The sequence below is a fragment of the uncultured Methanobrevibacter sp. genome (genome assembly GCF_947169325.1).
GTDB lineage: Archaea > Methanobacteriota > Methanobacteria > Methanobacteriales > Methanobacteriaceae > Methanocatella.
The window spans coordinates 1-15,485 of sequence record NZ_CAMVPN010000002.1 but is presented as its reverse complement, the minus strand read 5'-3'; the positions used below and the strand labels follow the sequence as shown (position 1 = coordinate 15,485).

The 15,485-nt window shown below is 39.3% G+C and carries 17 protein-coding genes; 9 read left to right on the top strand and 8 right to left on the bottom strand.

All coding sequences use genetic code 11. From position 1 onward, the window contains the following. On the top strand, positions 1-1,752 hold the full coding sequence (locus Q0W26_RS00415; RefSeq protein ID WP_298521364.1) for a DUF2207 domain-containing protein: 1,752 nt from the start codon (positions 1-3) through the stop codon (positions 1,750-1,752). A 5-nt stretch (positions 1,753-1,757) separates the two neighbouring features. Here the strand turns inward: Q0W26_RS00415 and Q0W26_RS00410 are convergent, their stop codons facing one another. Both Q0W26_RS00410 and Q0W26_RS00405 read right to left on the bottom strand, forming a co-directional pair. Next, on the bottom strand, positions 1,758-2,354 hold the full coding sequence (locus Q0W26_RS00410; RefSeq protein ID WP_298521363.1) for a hypothetical protein: 597 nt from the start codon (positions 2,352-2,354) through the stop codon (positions 1,758-1,760). Positions 2,355-2,379: 25 nt separating this feature from the next. Further along, a complete protein-coding gene (locus Q0W26_RS00405) occupies positions 2,380-2,946 on the bottom strand; it encodes a hypothetical protein (RefSeq protein WP_298521361.1) in 567 nt (188 codons plus the stop codon). 57 nt (positions 2,947-3,003) lie between these two features. Between Q0W26_RS00405 and Q0W26_RS00400 the strand changes: the two genes are divergently transcribed. Genes Q0W26_RS00400 through Q0W26_RS00390 form a run of 3 tightly spaced genes read left to right on the top strand, consistent with a single transcriptional unit; the run spans position 3,004 to position 4,867 of the window. Then, the gene (locus Q0W26_RS00400; RefSeq protein WP_298521359.1) at positions 3,004-3,519 is read left to right on the top strand and encodes a YgjV family protein; all 516 of its coding nucleotides are present in this window, start codon (positions 3,004-3,006) and stop codon (positions 3,517-3,519) included. 9 nt (positions 3,520-3,528) lie between these two features. Then, entirely contained in the window at positions 3,529-4,137 is a 609-nt protein-coding gene (locus Q0W26_RS00395; RefSeq protein ID WP_298521357.1) for a GNAT family N-acetyltransferase, read from the top strand. 1 nt (position 4,138) lies between these two features. Then, the gene (locus Q0W26_RS00390) at positions 4,139-4,867 is read left to right on the top strand and encodes a flavodoxin family protein (RefSeq protein WP_298521355.1); all 729 of its coding nucleotides are present in this window, start codon (positions 4,139-4,141) and stop codon (positions 4,865-4,867) included. A 23-nt stretch (positions 4,868-4,890) separates the two neighbouring features. On the opposite strand, the gene Q0W26_RS00385 is transcribed toward Q0W26_RS00390, so the two are convergent. After that, positions 4,891-5,367, bottom strand: a complete 477-nt coding sequence (locus Q0W26_RS00385) for a GNAT family N-acetyltransferase (protein WP_298521354.1) — start codon at positions 5,365-5,367, stop codon at positions 4,891-4,893. 36 nt (positions 5,368-5,403) lie between these two features. Between Q0W26_RS00385 and Q0W26_RS00380 the strand changes: the two genes are divergently transcribed. Next, positions 5,404-5,874, top strand: a complete 471-nt coding sequence (locus Q0W26_RS00380; RefSeq protein WP_298521353.1) for a pyridoxamine 5'-phosphate oxidase family protein — start codon at positions 5,404-5,406, stop codon at positions 5,872-5,874. Between the two features lie 100 nt (positions 5,875-5,974). Here Q0W26_RS00380 and Q0W26_RS00375 read toward each other — a convergent pair whose 3' ends face one another. From Q0W26_RS00375 to Q0W26_RS00365, 3 genes are read right to left on the bottom strand one after another with little or no spacing between them, the layout of a single operon-like run. Further along, the gene (locus tag Q0W26_RS00375) at positions 5,975-7,366 is read right to left on the bottom strand and encodes an MFS transporter (protein ID WP_298521352.1); all 1,392 of its coding nucleotides are present in this window, start codon (positions 7,364-7,366) and stop codon (positions 5,975-5,977) included. Between the two features lie 15 nt (positions 7,367-7,381). Beyond that, the gene (locus Q0W26_RS00370) at positions 7,382-8,761 is read right to left on the bottom strand and encodes an MFS transporter (protein ID WP_298521350.1); all 1,380 of its coding nucleotides are present in this window, start codon (positions 8,759-8,761) and stop codon (positions 7,382-7,384) included. Between the two features lie 3 nt (positions 8,762-8,764). After that, positions 8,765-9,211, bottom strand: a complete 447-nt coding sequence (locus Q0W26_RS00365; RefSeq protein WP_298521348.1) for a MarR family winged helix-turn-helix transcriptional regulator — start codon at positions 9,209-9,211, stop codon at positions 8,765-8,767. A gap of 275 nt (positions 9,212-9,486) precedes the next feature. Between Q0W26_RS00365 and Q0W26_RS00360 the strand changes: the two genes are divergently transcribed. Further along, a complete protein-coding gene (locus tag Q0W26_RS00360; RefSeq protein ID WP_298521347.1) occupies positions 9,487-12,576 on the top strand; it encodes a hypothetical protein in 3,090 nt (1,029 codons plus the stop codon). Between the two features lie 88 nt (positions 12,577-12,664). Further along, a complete protein-coding gene (locus tag Q0W26_RS00355) occupies positions 12,665-12,940 on the top strand; it encodes a hypothetical protein (RefSeq protein WP_298521346.1) in 276 nt (91 codons plus the stop codon). A 14-nt stretch (positions 12,941-12,954) separates the two neighbouring features. Here Q0W26_RS00355 and Q0W26_RS00350 read toward each other — a convergent pair whose 3' ends face one another. Further along, positions 12,955-13,134, bottom strand: a complete 180-nt coding sequence (locus tag Q0W26_RS00350) for a MarR family transcriptional regulator (RefSeq protein WP_298521345.1) — start codon at positions 13,132-13,134, stop codon at positions 12,955-12,957. A gap of 159 nt (positions 13,135-13,293) precedes the next feature. Between Q0W26_RS00350 and Q0W26_RS00345 the strand changes: the two genes are divergently transcribed. Both Q0W26_RS00345 and Q0W26_RS00340 read left to right on the top strand, forming a co-directional pair. Further along, on the top strand, positions 13,294-14,076 hold the full coding sequence (locus Q0W26_RS00345) for a 4Fe-4S binding protein (RefSeq protein ID WP_298521344.1): 783 nt from the start codon (positions 13,294-13,296) through the stop codon (positions 14,074-14,076). 294 nt (positions 14,077-14,370) lie between these two features. After that, the gene (locus Q0W26_RS00340) at positions 14,371-15,087 is read left to right on the top strand and encodes a hypothetical protein (protein WP_298521343.1); all 717 of its coding nucleotides are present in this window, start codon (positions 14,371-14,373) and stop codon (positions 15,085-15,087) included. 22 nt (positions 15,088-15,109) lie between these two features. On the opposite strand, the gene Q0W26_RS00335 is transcribed toward Q0W26_RS00340, so the two are convergent. Further along, positions 15,110-15,370: a zinc ribbon domain-containing protein gene (locus Q0W26_RS00335; protein WP_298521342.1), complete on the bottom strand. Its 261-nt coding sequence runs from the start codon at positions 15,368-15,370 to the stop codon at positions 15,110-15,112. Positions 15,371-15,485 lie beyond the last annotated feature (115 nt).

Here is a 15,485-nt window from a genome sequence, read left to right as displayed (position 1 = left end):
ATGGATTTTAAAAGGGTATTTTTAATAGCATTCTTGTTTTTGGTACTGCTTTCAACTGTTGCAGTTGTCAGTGCCGATGATTCATATTCCATCAGCAAGGCCCATGTGGATTTGTGTGTTTTAAATGACGGATTGCTGCAGGTGGATGAATCATATGTCTACAATTTTGACGGCACATTCAATGGAGTATATAGGGACATTCCCCTAAAGGAAGGTGAAAGCATTGAAAACGTTAAGGTCTGGGCTGATGGAGCATATCCTGTTCTCGAACAGACCTCGGAAGACGGAAAGGAGCATCTTAAGATATACCTCTATGCCGATTCCGCCCACACCAAAAAGATAAGCGACTGCACAGTAACAGTCTACATCCAGTATGACATGAAGAATGTCGTTACTGTATTCAATGATGTCGGAGCGCTGCAATATAAGCTGTGGGGCGAAGAATGGGATGTCGGCGTTGGAGAAGTCACAGCATACATTGAACTTCCAAATGGGAAAGGAAATGAATATTACCTCAATCCCGAAGAGCTGACATATTCGTCAAGCATCGACGACAATGTCATTTCAGTGGAATCCAACTCAATTTCAAAAGGCAAGTATTATGAATTGCTAGTTCTGATGCCTGTCGATGATTTCTCATCATCCCCTTATGCAAAGCATGTTGACAGTGACGGAAGGGAAATGATTCTAAAAAATCTTGAGGACAGCAAGAATTCACAGAAGTTCTGGGGGTCAGTGACATGGATTGCTGAAATATTCTCACTGATATTCGTTCCATTCTCGGCAATAGGAACCTATCTCAAATACGGAAGGGAACCTAAGGTGAATTATGATGGGATATATGAAAGGGAGCCTCCTACGGATGACCCTCCGGCCGTTGTAAATGCGATGATTGACAGCGACACATTCGCAACACCGAACAAAAAGGGATTTGAAGCGACAATAATGGATCTGATAGATAGAAAGGTATTCTCTATTCACAAGGAAAATGATGATTTGTTCCTCACGGTCAATGAAGGTGCAGATAATCTGGATAAGGCCGAATCAATTGTTGTGGATATAATAAATCACTTCGCAAACAAAGGCGTTTTGAATTTGACCAAACTTGATGACAGGATGGATAGCGAAAGCAATGCCAAATGGTTTTTGGACCACTTTGAAAGCTGGCAGACTGCAGTTGAAGAGGAATATCTCTCTGAAGATATTCAAAAGAGATACTTTGACGATACAGGCACTGTCATTGCACAGGCAATAAGCCTTTTGGGAATGGGATTGGGAATTGTCTTTGTCCTTATTTTCCTTTTCTTCGATTTCGAAGGAAGCACAACATTGCTGGTCATAGGCGTTGCAGTTGCTGTGTTTTCATATTTCCTGCTCAACAGGCGCGATGATATTTTTGGAAGATGGACAGAAGAGGGTCGTGTCATCTATCTGAAATGGAAAAACTTTAAGAAATTCTTAAACGATAACAGTTTAATGAAAGAACACCCTCCGGAATCAATAGTTGTATGGAAGAAGTACTTGATTTATGCGACCTCCCTTGGAGTAGCTAAAAGCGTTGAAAAAGCGATGAACCTTCAGATACCTAATGTCCATGATTATGATGATGGTGTGTTCATGTACCACTATTACGGATACCATACATTTTACCATTCATATGACAGTGCACATAGCACTACAACATCCTCAGATTCAGGTAGCTTCGGCAGTGTCGGAGGTGGATCCGGTGGTGGAGGTGGAGGAGCGTTTTAGCTTCTCTAATTAATCACTCCAACACTGAATCCATTGGTTCCAACAGAGAAGAATGAATGGTGCCCGTTATCCTGAGGATAGTCATATCTTTGGGATTCAATGGCATCAACTATCTTATAAGTTTTATATTCGTCATTAAGAATGGAATAAAACTCATCGTGTGAGTATTTTGAAGGAGAAACTCTTTTTACAATCTCCTTTATTTCAGGTGTTATCTCTGTTCCTCTGAATGTGATATAGTAGAATTCTTCACCGGCAGAAAACCACAGCTTTGAATTGTTTTTCTCGTCATGGCGGTCGTAATTCATGAAGTGAACTGCGTCATGGCTTGAAACATTGACCTTTTTTGATTGGCCTTGCTCAAGGAAATATCCATAAAGGCTCATGATATTTGGATTGACGTATCTTATTGTAAACTCATCGATGTCCTCGTCGAATTCATACATGTGGAAGTCGGAATGGTAAGGGTTTTCGAACTGAGGAGGTATCCTGAACTCCTCATAGCCTACGGTGGCCTTTGTCCAGTTGGATGAGTCTATGGCCACAGCACAGTTGATCATTAAAAACAGTGCCAGTGAAAATATCAGTATCTTTTTAAGCATGTTAATAGTTTGTGAGTAATTGTATTTATATTACTATCTCGTAATCCGTATTTCTGTTGTCCCTCATTCTTGAGTCCATATCGACCAGGTCATATACCAGCGGATTGGCTATGAGCACTGACCATATCTCATAGGTTGTTTTGACAAAATTGTCATTCAGCTTAATGTGGTCATTGACGATAGGGCATTTGTAGGGAAATTCGCTTTCGTCAAAAATCAGATGAAACTCTCCGTTTTTATCAAGGTGAGGTATCAGTGGAAATGTCCTGCACTGAATCGGCCTGATTGACCTGTCGCACTTTGGCGGGTTGACGCATTTGACAAGATAAATCTGGCCTTTCCATGAATGAGGATATTTGATTTCTGATGAATCGATGAAGTAAAGCTCAAATTCATCGGAGTCTTCATACATAAGCTCTTCGCCCGGAAGCAGGTAGAGTGCAAGCTCCTCATTTCTGTAGTCTTCCGCATCATATACGCAGCAGACCTCACCGCAAAGCTTTCCGCAGTCAAAATCAACAGGGCTTACCTCATCAAGCCTTTCATATATTCTCTTGATTGATTTTTTCATTTCACTAGCTGAAATTTCCATATAGATTATTTTGAATTTAAACAGATTTAAGTATTTTTAATTACTAACATAACATCAATGATTGATTTGCCGTGGAACATTATTGTTGGAAACATAATTTCATTGGTTGCGGGGATTTTCCTGATTCTGAGCATGTGGGTCAATGATGAAAAGCGGGCCTACAAGCACCAGTTTCTCAATGCCTTCGTACTGATGATATCCTCCATATTCTTTTTATCATGGACTGGCGTTACCACAATGGCCATAGCCGCCACAAGAAACATCTTTGTCTACAAGGGCAAGTTAACCCTCAGTTGGACGATATTTTTTATCATACTGTCAGTCGCTCTTGGTTTGATGGTTAATACCATGGGAGTCATTGGGCTTTTGCCGATAATTGCAATCGTTCAGATTACCATCTGCAATTATGCCTTGAAGTCAATAAAATGGATCAAGTTAAGCTTCATCGTCAATGAAATCTTTTATATTATATATTTCATTGCCATTCTGGATTTTGCATCTTCAGCAATCGAACTGTTCACCGCGTTGGTCGGCGTGTATTCCTGGGTAAAATTAATTAAAAATGAAAGCTAATGTGATAATATGCAGATGAGATTGGAAGAAAAAGATGACTATTTGAAAGTGGAGGAAATGGTTAGAAACGCCTTCTGGAACATATATCGGCCTGGAGCTTACGAGCACCTCATAGTCCACAATCTTCGAAATCATGAAAGTTTCATCAATGATTTGGCATATGTAATCGAGAATGACGGCGAAATCATAGGCCACATCAATTATTCCTACGGCAGCATCACTTACGAAAACGGTGAATGTGAAAAAGCGGCTGTGCTGGGCCCGATAGCCATTGACAAGAAACATCAAAACATGGGATATGGATCAAAACTCATTGAATTCACATTAACGGCTGCAGAAGAGAAGGGCATGCCATATGTCTTTGTCATTGGTGATGAAAACTATTATTCACGCTTCGGCTTTAAATCAGCATCAAGATATCAGATGTATCTGGAAGGAACAGACGCCTCTGAGGAATGTCCGTTTTTCATGATAAAAGTATTTGATGAGAGCAAATTAAGGAAAGGAATTTTTAAAAATCCTGATGTCTTTGATGTGGGTGAAAGTGATGTTGACGAGTTCGACAGGCAATTCGAACATAAGGAAAAGCTAATACTAGAAGGACAGTTAGGTGTTTAATATGAATTATCTTATAATTAACGGGTCTCCAAGAAAAAAGAATACTTGGGCAGTTGTAGAACAGGTCAAGAAAAGTCTCGACGGCAATTTTGAGGAAATTCAGTTGGCAAAGGAAAAGATTCCCCTTTGCAACGGATGCATGAAATGCATAATGGACGGGGAGGAAAAGTGCCATCACTTTGAAAAGGTAAAAGGCATATTGGAAAAGATTGAAAAGGCCGATGCAGTTATAATCACTTCTCCGGTTTATGCGATGAACGTGTCAGGCCTTATTAAGAACTTCATTGACCACACCGCATATCTCTATCACCGACCTGTGTTTTTCACAAAAAAGGCGCTGGTTGTTGTAACCACAGCGGGAACCGGCCATAAGAAGGTGGCAAAATATATGGATGAAACACTAAGGCATTGGGGAATAAACAAGGTATATCAGCTCAAATTCGCCTGCGGAGGAAAGGAGTCTCTTGATATAAAAGCCATCGACAAGGTTGCAAAACAGTTCGCAAAGGATGTTGAATCAGGCAAGCTGCATTCACCAAAATTCATGGACATAATCTTTTTCAATGTCTGGAAGGCAATGGCAGTAATGGATAATCCAATTAAGGCAGACTGCATATTCTGGCATGAGACAGGTCTTGTCAATCATGACTTTTCACCTGAAGTGAAATTGGGAATCGTAAAAAAAGCCTTTTCAAAAATAATGTTTGCAATATTAAAAAGAGTGATGTAGAGAGATAAGTCTCTCTAAAATTATTATTCGTTGGCCAATTTTTCCAGCTCATCGCCTGTAAGATGGAAAACGTTCCAGTCCTTCTGCTTTGCACCCAATGAGAGATAAAAGTCAATGCTTGGTTTGTTCCATGAAAGGCATGTCCATTCAAATCTTCCGTAACCTCTCTCGACAACGATCTTCGCCAGCCTTTTAAGCAGTGCCTTGCCGTATCCTTTACCTCGAAACTCAGGGTCTATGAAGAGGTCTTCAAGGTGAAGGTTTGCGTTTCCAAGATATGTTGAAAAGCTAAGGAAAAACAGTGCAAAGCCTATCTCCACTCCGTCTTCAAGTGCAAAGATGACTTCAGCCTGATGCCTTTCAAAAATCCACATTCTTAAATCATCTTCAGTGGCGATGACCTCATCCAGCCTTTTTTCATAATCTGCAAGCTTTTTGATGAACTTCAATATCAAACCGACGTCTTCCTCGGTTGCATTTCTAAATGTTAATTCGGACATAAACTTATTTTTATTGGTTATGATAAATATAATGCTATGTTCAGAAAGATGAGACGTCAAAGGCAGGAGCTTTCACAGGAAGAATGTATTGAGATATTGACTGATGAGCCACGGGGAGTTTTGGCGCTTTTGGGTGATGACGACTACCCGTATGCGCTTCCGATGAGTCATGTATATGTCGACGGCAAGATATACTTCCACGGTGCCAAGAAAGGGCATAAATTGGATGCGGTCAGGAAATATCCGAAGGTTTCATATTGTGTTGTGGACAATGGAGTTAGAAACGAAGGTGAATGGTGGTATACCTTCAGAAGCGTCATTGCATTTGGAAAAATCAGGACATTGACTGACAGAGATGAAAAGATAGAAAAGCTGACCCATCTTGGAGACAAGTTCTTTCCGACCCATGAGGAGACTGTTGATGAAATAAATAAGCTATTGGATAAGACAGAAGTCTTTGAAATCAGCATTGAGCATATGACCGGCAAAATCACCGTTGAAAAATAGCCTCACCAAATAATTATTTGAATTGAGTTACCCAAAAAAGTAGATATGATGATGAGAAGAAAAGAGGTTGGATTCCTCTCATCATTTCAAAAGTTAATTTTTAGTTAGGTCTATCAGTATTGAACTTGTCGCTTGATTTGATTCCCACAAGTGAAGCGAATACTGCAATTATGCATGCAGCAGTACATATTGCACAGATTGTCTGTGATGCCTGCACAATCATGGATGCGTATTGAGGAGCAAGTTTCAGACTGCCCATTACCCAAGCAAATATCAGTGTGAGAAGACCCAGGCTCATTGTCTGGCCTATTGTTCTCATTGTTGCCTGTGAAGCTGATGCGGTCGGAGCATCCTTAGGCGGGACTGAGCTCATGATTGCATTCATGTTCGGACTTGAGAAGAGTCCCATGCCGAAACCCTGAAGAACCATTGCCAATACTACAAGATACAATGGAGTGTCCTTTGTAAGGAATGTCAATATCAGCAATGCCACAGTAGCTATTCCCATACCGATTGCGGCAAGCTTCTGCGGATGAATCTTGTCTGACAGCTTTCCTGCATTAGGGGCCATTATTGCCATGATGATTGGAGTGATGATCAGTATCAGTCCTGCCATCTGGGCGTCCCATCCTCTTACATACTGGAAATGGTAATTTAGGATTGTTGTAACAACCATAACTGCAATGTAGCTGCATAAAGCTGCAATGTTTGATGATGTGAACTTCCTGTTCTTGAAAAGGTTCATGTTAAACACTGGGGATGTTTGCCTTAATTCATATGCTCCGAATATTACCAGCAGGATTAATCCCGCAACTGTTAGAATCAGTCCGTTTGTGGTTGTCAATGTTGTAAAACCGTAGATGAATGCAAGAATTCCAAGCCCATATATGATTGAACCTATCTTGTCGATTTTGTCCTTTTCATATGTTTTCCATTCGCCAGGTATCTTTAATACCATCAATAGGATGCATATAACTAAAAACGGAATCACAAAGTAAAACATTGATCTCCAGCCGAGATTATGCACCAGAAATCCGCACAGCACAGGTGAAAGAGATGTTGCAAGATACACTCCTGTTACAGTAAATCCAAGTGCCTTTCCTCTGTTTTGCGGTTTTACTGCATGAACTACCATTGCCATGGCAGATACGTTCAGGAATGCGACTCCTGCTCCCTGAAGCATTCTGAAGATTAAAAATGACTCTGTTGAAAATGAAAGGCATGCTCCGATTGATGCTATCAGATATACTATGACTCCCATCAGCAATGATTTCTTAACGCCGAACTTTCCTGAAATCTGCCCTGCGGGAACTGTAAACACAGCAACCACAAGGAAAAATATTGTAGGAACCCAGTTTTGAATAACGTTGTTCATTGCAAATTCCTGTGCAATGGCCGGGACTCCTATAATTATCCCATTGGATAAAAACACTGCAAAAAATGATGTAATAAATGATACAAATATTACAACTGTTTCCAAATCGAATTTCATAATTTATCCCTCTTTTTAATTATTAAATGAATCTTTAGATTGAATGCCTACTAATGAGGCGAATATTGCTGTTATGCAGATTATGGTACAAATAAGACAAATCAGCTGTGATGCCTGAACAATCATGTTGGCATATTCCGGCATTAGCTTTAAGCTGCCCATTATCCAAGCAAAAATTAAAGTTAGAAGACCTAAACTCATTGTCTGACCTATTGTTCTCATTGCAGACTGTGCCGCTGATGCGTTTGGGGTTTCATTTGGCGGAACTGAACTCATTATTGCATTGGTGTTCGGTGTTGTAAACAGTCCCATTCCGATGCCCTGCAGAACCATTGCAATTACAATCAGATAAATGGAGGTGTTAGCATCCAAAAATATCAGTATCACCAATGTCACAGTCGCTATGCTCATTCCTATTGCGGCCAGCTTCTGCGGATGGATTTTGTCTGAAAGCTTTCCGGCATTAGGTGCCATTATTGCCATGATGATGGGAGTTATTATCAGCATAATGCCGGACATCTGTGCATTCCATCCTCTGACGTATTGGAAATGGTAGTTGAGAATGGTTGTTATTGCTGCAATTGCAAGATAGCTGCACAATGCCGCAATGTTTGATGATGTGAACTTCATGTTCTTGAACAGTTTCATGTTGAATGCAGGACTGTCAGCTTTAAGCTCCCAATATGAAAAGACAGCCAGCAATATGAATCCTGAAGCTACACACATCATGCCGTAAAAGTTAATCAGATTGGTAAATCCGTAGATGAAAAGCAGAATTCCTATTCCATATAGGATGTATCCTATAGAATCGATTTTGCTGTTTTCGTATGTTTTCCACTCTCCAGGTATTTTCCATATCATCAAGGCCAAACATAAAACCAGAAATGGAATCACAAAGTAGAACATGGACCTCCATCCGAGGTTATAGACCAGAAATCCGCACAATACCGGTGATAGTGATCCTGCCAGATATATTCCGGTCACTGTGAAACCCAGTGCTTTTCCTCTGTTTTTTGGGTTTACTGCTTGCACGACCATTGCCATTGCAGACACGTTCAAAAATGCAATTCCAATGCCCTGCATTACTCTGAAAAGCAAAAAGGATTCTGTTGAAAATGAAAGGCAGGCACCGATTGAAGCCAGAATGAAAATGACCACTCCGACAATCAGGGATTTTTTAACTCCGTATTTTCCTGAAATCTGTCCTGCCGGAAGAGTAAAGACTGCAATGACAAGTAGAGCTATTGTTGGAATCCAGTTCTGAATGACATTGTTCATTTCAAACTCACTTGCAATTGAAGGCACTCCCAATACGATTCCCGCTGATAGGAATACTGCAAAAAACGATGTGATGAAAGATACAAAGACGACTGCAGTTTCCAAATCGAATTTCATGATTTATCCCTCAATAAGTTTCATTCCATTGATTGCAATTTCAATGATTCTCTCTTTCAGCTCATTGTCTTCATCTGTTATTCCGACTTCGGCTTCCCAGTCCTTTGAAATCTGCCTTATCCTTGGAACTATTTCACTGCCCTTTTCGGTAGTGTTCAATATATATTTTCTCCTGTTTTCGGGATTTATTTCTCTTTTGATGTATCCTTCGTCCTCGAATTTTCTCAAGACCTTGGCAATGTTTCCCTTGCTTTGGCCGAACATGTTTACAATGTCTTCCTGTGAACAGTTTGGATTGTCGTAGATGAATATTATGTATCTCATGTTGTGGTCGAAATCCAAATCTTCTATCTTGGATTTCATGTATTTCTGTTGATTTAGAGATATGTTGTGAATCCAAGCAATAAACGGGGAATTCTTCACCAGGTTCTGTGTACTTTCGTCATCCATTTCATCACCTGTTTTAACATATGTCTAAAAAATAATATAAATGTTTCTAATGAAACAGTTGTAAATGAAACAATTATATTTTTTCGCCACCGCAGCAAACCCTCCACCTATAATTTACACGCAAAAGTAAATATTGATTTAAACTTGTAAAATTACAAACAAAAAGCAATAATGCTTTTAATCATTTAAATACTTATATACTACTTCTTTTAATAGACATTAATACCTCAACAAGAGGATTTTTAAAATCAAATAAAAATGAGGTGTTATGAAAAATGTCAAACTTTGATTTTTTGAAAAGCTTTAATCAGGAACTCTACGATATTGGAGTCAAACTTGAAGATGATGTTTTGAACTCCCCAAGGGCAGTGACAGCAGATGCAACACTGTTTTTGGAAACAATAGTCAATGACATGTATAGGCTGTCAAAAAAGAAACTTGAAAGCCATATGATTTCATTCTACAAAAAGATTGACAATCTCTACAGGCAGGGAGTCATATCATACATCTTCAAAAACAAGCTTCAGGAGGCATATAACCTAAGAAACAAAATCCATAAGAACTACAAAAACACCCAGGAAGAGAGGAATGTGGCATTTGACCTTCACAAAAGACTGTACTACATTTCCAAAAAATATTTCAGGGACTTCTGCGAAAGCGAAAGGTACATTGACATTCCCGATTACAAAAAACCGCAGCACAGGGAATTCCACTTTGACAACTGCATCATCTGCGGCAAGCCAAATGAGGATGCATCGTCAAATCTCTGCAATATCTGCAATGGAAAAATCGACAATGCAAACCTCCTTCTGTCAATCAAGAATTCATTTGAGGATTCAGGATTTACAAAAAGAGATCTTGTCAATTACGGATTGGATGAAAGCGAGGCAATTTCATTTTTGATGGAACTCTCAAAGGATAATGTCATCATGAAAAAGGGCGAGACATATCACATAAACGACGAGATGTTCCAACGTATGATGGATGAAATCAACGAATATATTGACATCAGCGTACTCCTCATGCAGTTTTACAATGACAGGATTTCAGCAGGAGAGGTCAAAAACACTTTGGAGTACTGGAAAGGAGGAGTGAAGCAGAAAAACTACTGCGAGTTCTACAGGCTTGTAAACCTGAAGCTTGAAAGGGACTTCGAGGAAAATCTCCTCAAAAGCGAAAACATCAAGAAAAGCATGAAGGATTCATCCATGGATGATTTGAACATCAGGGAATGGTTCAACCATAGGAAGGATGAATTCATCGCCGGAGAGCTGAACGAAGCATTCATAATGTACAATGAGCTTCAGATAAAGAGCTATTTCAACTATAGAAAAAGGAACATAAATGAGGATAAAATCCGCCAAAAGCTTGAGCTTTCAGATGAGATGTTAGAGTTCTGGCAGACCCATTTCATGAGCGAGGATTTCATGAAGATGACCAACGACATCAAAAAGGACCTCATCATAAAGGAAATCAAGAAAAACAAAAGCCTCAAGGATGCATTGAAATCAATCGGCATCAGCCAGAAGGAATTTGACAGAATCTACTACATGTCCAAAAAGTCAGGTGATGGGTTTCACAAGACATTCGATGCTGAATATACCCAAAAAAGACAGAAGACATTCATCAAGCATCTGGGCAAAAGCAACCTGAACAGCGCAATCAGAATAAGCAAGATTACCCGTGATGAATTCTACAGATGGTATTACACAGGTGAGATTGACTATTCGCAGTTCTACATGAAGACAACAAAAATCCTCATGGAAAAATATCTCAATTACCGCCAAAGGGGATTTTCAAAACCTGAAATACTCAAGAGGATGAACATCTCAAAGGACATGGTAAAGTCATGGAGCAAGCACACAGACATGGACCTGCTTCTGGAATTCGAAGAGGAAAACGCGAAAATCACTTCAAGTCTGATAAAAAGGGGAAAAATCATAAATGCCCTTAAGGAAGACAAAAGCAAGGAAGAGGCCATTTACTCAGCAGGCGTCAGTCCGAAGGAATTCCTTGAATTGTACAACAGCAGCCGAAAGGAGAGAAGCAACTTCCATGCCAGATTTGATCAGGAATATGAGGAAAACCGCAAAAGGCTATTTCCAAAGCTTCTAATAGACAATGATTTCTACAATGCCATCCAGAAATGCGAGATTAGCCAGAAGGAGTTCAATGAATGGTATATAAAAGACCAGGACATGTACATGTCAACAAATCATCCAACACAGTTTTACCTAAAGACTACAGAGCTTTTGATGGAAAAGTACATGAAAGCAAGATATGAGGGAAAAAACATGCCCGATGCGGCAAGAAGCATTGGCCTTTCAAATACGATTGTCAGCAAATGGCTGAGGCATATAGAATATGACCTATTTTGGGATTTCAAAAAGAAAAACGACCAGCTTGAAATCAAGCTGATTATCGACGGATTTAAGGATTTGAAATCAAAACAGGAAGTCTCAGACACATATGACATTCCTTTAAAGACAATCGAGGAATTCATCAACCTTGGAAAAAGCGGATTTGAAGAGTTTGCAAGGATTTCAGAGCTGTATGAGGATTATGTCGTTCCGAACCTCCTCAAGAATTTCCTGATGGAATTCGAAAATAAGCCATATGCCAAAGCCCTGAAGAACTCAAGGATTACCGAAGAGGAGCTTAACTACTACTACAAGCTGGGCAACTACGGCAATGACAAGTTCAAGTATTTCAGCGAAGCATATCTCAATCTTAAGATACATCTCTTTGTGAAGGCCACCATCGCCAAGAAGTCCAAAAGGATAGCAATGAAAAATGCCAACCTCACTAAAGAGGAATACCTTGAAAAGGAGGAGAAAATCACAAGGTTTGTATTGGGTGGCAGGTTCAAAATCATTGCAGAAGAGATAAGCAAAAGAAAAACCACAGGAACCAAACTGGCGAAAAAGGCAGGAATCACTCTTGATGAGATATATGACTGGTATCTTAAAGGCAAGGACGGTGATGAAACCTTCAAGGATTTCGCATTGATTTTCGAACTTGGGGTATTGATTCCAAGCATCCTTCAGTACCAGTGCTCACTATCAATAGGCATTCCTAAAAATTGGCTCAACAAGCAGATCAAAAAGGAAATCGGCTTAGGCGAATTCAAGATTTGGGAAAAGTATGATATCCTAAATCAGGACATCGAGTATCTAAATATCCAAGGGGCCGAAGGGGTCGATGAGGAAAAGCTCAAAAGCATCCTCAAGAATTCCAAATTCATCAAGACCTACTTCAGGGAGGCTGATACAAGCATATTCGATTTGATTAAAAGTTCCATCAACGGAAATGCAAAATTCGCAATATCTCCAATAAAGATTGTCGATGATGAAGGCGGAAGCTGATTTTGCCTGACATTAACGCCATGCATTTGCGAAAACTGTTAAATATTGAAAGTTACATACTATTCAACATATCCTAAGGGTGATTGACATGAGCGATAGGGATGAACTTTTAGAAGAATTGTCTGCACTTGAACATGAGCAATGGATTCATTGGTCAAAATCAGTACATGAATCAATAGAAAAGTTGATTGAACTTATAGATGTTAACAGCCTCTCTCAAGAGGATGTGCAATTCATTGAAACACAAAAGGAAAGATTGGCAAGATGGGAAAGCTATTGGGTCGATTATGATGAGCTGAGCGAAAAGGTAAAAGAACAGGACAGGAAATATGCAAGAAAAATAATAGAAATGTTTGAAAAATAAAAAAAGGGATGTTATTATTCGTTGAGAGTCCAATAACATCTTTTAGGTGAAACGATTGTTTCATCTTTTTTCAATTCTTTCATGATTTTGTCCACTTCTTTTTTCTCGACACCTGATATTTCACTAACTTTTGTAGCGTTTAAAGGTTCTTCGGAATTTTTGAATGCTTCAATAACTTTTTCTTTGTTATCCATATGTATCACCTAATACTATTTTATTTAAATTATTATTTAAGAGTTAGTGAGGTAAATATTTTCAAATTAATTTGATAGAATTTCATAAATTACTTAATGTTTTAAATACATTTTTTGATAGATATATTTTATATACAAATTTTTCAGATTGGTGAACATATGGCAAAGTCAAGTGTTGATGAGGACTCATGCGTGTCTTGCGGATGCTGCCTTAAGGTATGTCCGAAAGATGCAATTGAAGTTAAAGATGGAATGTATGCGAAAATTGATGATGAATTATGCATTGGATGCGGTAAATGCGTTCTTGAATGTCCATCGTCAATCATTGAAGGAAAATGTGCCAAAAAGGCCAACAAGGTCGAATTCAAAAGGTGGTACGATTACCTTTGGATATTTACAATCGCATACTTCACGTTGGGATTCTTCAACATAATATTTGCCTGGCTTGGAATGATATGCTTCATAGTGCCGTTGCTTTTTGCATTGTTCAAAGGCAACAAGGGATTCTGCAACCGTTATTGTGACAGAGGTCAGCTTTTGGGATTGCTTGGAGGTAGAATAGGTCTTTCCAGAAAAAGGGATGTACCAAAATGGATGTATTCAAAGGCTTTCAGATACGGCTTTTTGGTATTCTTCTTTGCAATGTTTTTCGTGATGCTCTGGAACACATATCTTGTATTTGCAGGAACCAAATCACTCACACAGGCAGTCACCCTGCTGTGGACAATCAATGTGCCTTGGTCATGGGCATATCATGGAAACGTAATAGCTCCATGGGTTTCACAGTACGCCTTCGGATTCTACAGCGTGATGCTTACTTCCACCATTCTCGGTTTGGCGACAATGCTTCTCTTCAAGCCAAGATCATGGTGCGTGTACTGTCCTATGGGAACAATGACACAGGCAATCTGCAAAGTCGAGCACAGAATCAAAAATAGATGAGAATCGAATCCATCTATTTTTTTACTATTTTTTTTGAATCATGTTTCGGCGATGATTTTTCAGTAACATACGGGCCAATGTTAGTCTTCAATTATATTGAAAGAACGCTTCATTAAAATGAATGTTTTAAAATTTCAATTGAAATTATTGAATGAATCTGACATTAACGCCAACCTTTTCAATTTTCTGAATCAATCTAAATAAGGGATATATATCAAACAATTACAGAAATGAATTTTGATATGAAAATCGTGAATGTTAATGTTATAAACTACAAAATCAATATTTAAACTAATGATTAAAAAGGAACATATCCTAATTTTAATTCTCCTGATTGTCATTTTGGCTTTCAGCATTGCAATCGTCAATGTCAATCACAAGGAGGCAAAATCCAACATTAACACAACCGATAATGAGGTTCTTGCCAATAATTCGAAAGGAAGCGTCAGTGTCATTAGACACATAGGAAACCCTGACGGCAAAAGGATAGCATATGTGGTGGGCCTTCACCCTTTGGAAAACCAGACTCACAGGACACTGGTCAATCTGCTTCCCACATTAACGGATCTGAATTGCTGCTATGACATATATATCGTTAATGTAACAAGTGACATAGGATATTATGGGGACGGTTCATCAGATGACAGTCCCGGACGCCAGAACGGCCAGAATCTTGCATATGAATATGTTTATCCTCAAATCGTTGACGGAAACTATGAGCTTGCCGTTGACGTTCACTCAAATGTGGGTGCTTATCCATATCAGACATTCGTTTTCTCTCCGGTGAAAGAGGGATTGGGTGTGGATTATGCCCATGAGGTTTCAGATGAGGCGGTGAATATATCATATTATGCTCCGGATTCAACAACAAGCGGACCATATCTCACAATTCCATTGAATGAAAATGGAGTTCCCGCATTCTACTATGAGGAATACAGCTTTGCGCCTCAGGACGTGAAGGATTCCCACATGCTGGAACTTATCTATGCGGTCGATGGTTTGGAATTTTAAAAAAAGAAGTTGTGGATGGCTATTACATCCATCTTTTTAATTTTGGAAACATTTCTTCAGACATTTTTCTTGCTTCCTCTTCGCTCATGCCTGTAGCTTCAGCGGTTTTTGGAACGCAGAAATCAATCATCTCCTGCATTGTCACATCGCTTGTGAACTCTCCGTCCTGATAGCAGTATTTGCAGTAGTCTTCGCTTTTGGAACCGTCTTTTTCAGTCCCGAAGTCGTCGTCAGCCATTGGCATGGCACAGGATTGGCAAAATTTCATATCTTCAAAGTTCATATAAGTTACCTCCAACTGTATATTGTAGAAGTAGGTATAAATAAGTTTACCCAGAGCATGTGAAAAGTATTCGTGCGACAAGCTAGGGTCTATTTCCCATTTAAATCAGTGAAAT

Bases quoted from the DNA above. Each gene is read 5' to 3' on its own strand.
- Q0W26_RS00415 (WP_298521364.1), top strand. From the start codon at position 1: ATGGATTTTAAAAGGGTATTTTTAATAGCATTCTTGTTTTTGGTACTG.
- Q0W26_RS00410 (WP_298521363.1), bottom strand. From the start codon at position 2,354: ATGCTTAAAAAGATACTGATATTTTCACTGGCACTGTTTTTAATGATC.
- Q0W26_RS00405 (WP_298521361.1), bottom strand. From the start codon at position 2,946: ATGGAAATTTCAGCTAGTGAAATGAAAAAATCAATCAAGAGAATATAT.
- Q0W26_RS00400 (WP_298521359.1), top strand. From the start codon at position 3,004: ATGATTGATTTGCCGTGGAACATTATTGTTGGAAACATAATTTCATTG.
- Q0W26_RS00395 (WP_298521357.1), top strand. From the start codon at position 3,529: ATGCAGATGAGATTGGAAGAAAAAGATGACTATTTGAAAGTGGAGGAA.
- Q0W26_RS00390 (WP_298521355.1), top strand. From the start codon at position 4,139: ATGAATTATCTTATAATTAACGGGTCTCCAAGAAAAAAGAATACTTGG.
- Q0W26_RS00385 (WP_298521354.1), bottom strand. From the start codon at position 5,367: ATGTCCGAATTAACATTTAGAAATGCAACCGAGGAAGACGTCGGTTTG.
- Q0W26_RS00380 (WP_298521353.1), top strand. From the start codon at position 5,404: ATGTTCAGAAAGATGAGACGTCAAAGGCAGGAGCTTTCACAGGAAGAA.
- Q0W26_RS00375 (WP_298521352.1), bottom strand. From the start codon at position 7,366: ATGAAATTCGATTTGGAAACAGTTGTAATATTTGTATCATTTATTACA.
- Q0W26_RS00370 (WP_298521350.1), bottom strand. From the start codon at position 8,761: ATGAAATTCGATTTGGAAACTGCAGTCGTCTTTGTATCTTTCATCACA.
- Q0W26_RS00365 (WP_298521348.1), bottom strand. From the start codon at position 9,211: ATGGATGACGAAAGTACACAGAACCTGGTGAAGAATTCCCCGTTTATT.
- Q0W26_RS00360 (WP_298521347.1), top strand. From the start codon at position 9,487: ATGTCAAACTTTGATTTTTTGAAAAGCTTTAATCAGGAACTCTACGAT.
- Q0W26_RS00355 (WP_298521346.1), top strand. From the start codon at position 12,665: ATGAGCGATAGGGATGAACTTTTAGAAGAATTGTCTGCACTTGAACAT.
- Q0W26_RS00350 (WP_298521345.1), bottom strand. From the start codon at position 13,134: ATGGATAACAAAGAAAAAGTTATTGAAGCATTCAAAAATTCCGAAGAA.
- Q0W26_RS00345 (WP_298521344.1), top strand. From the start codon at position 13,294: ATGGCAAAGTCAAGTGTTGATGAGGACTCATGCGTGTCTTGCGGATGC.
- Q0W26_RS00340 (WP_298521343.1), top strand. From the start codon at position 14,371: ATGATTAAAAAGGAACATATCCTAATTTTAATTCTCCTGATTGTCATT.
- Q0W26_RS00335 (WP_298521342.1), bottom strand. From the start codon at position 15,370: ATGAACTTTGAAGATATGAAATTTTGCCAATCCTGTGCCATGCCAATG.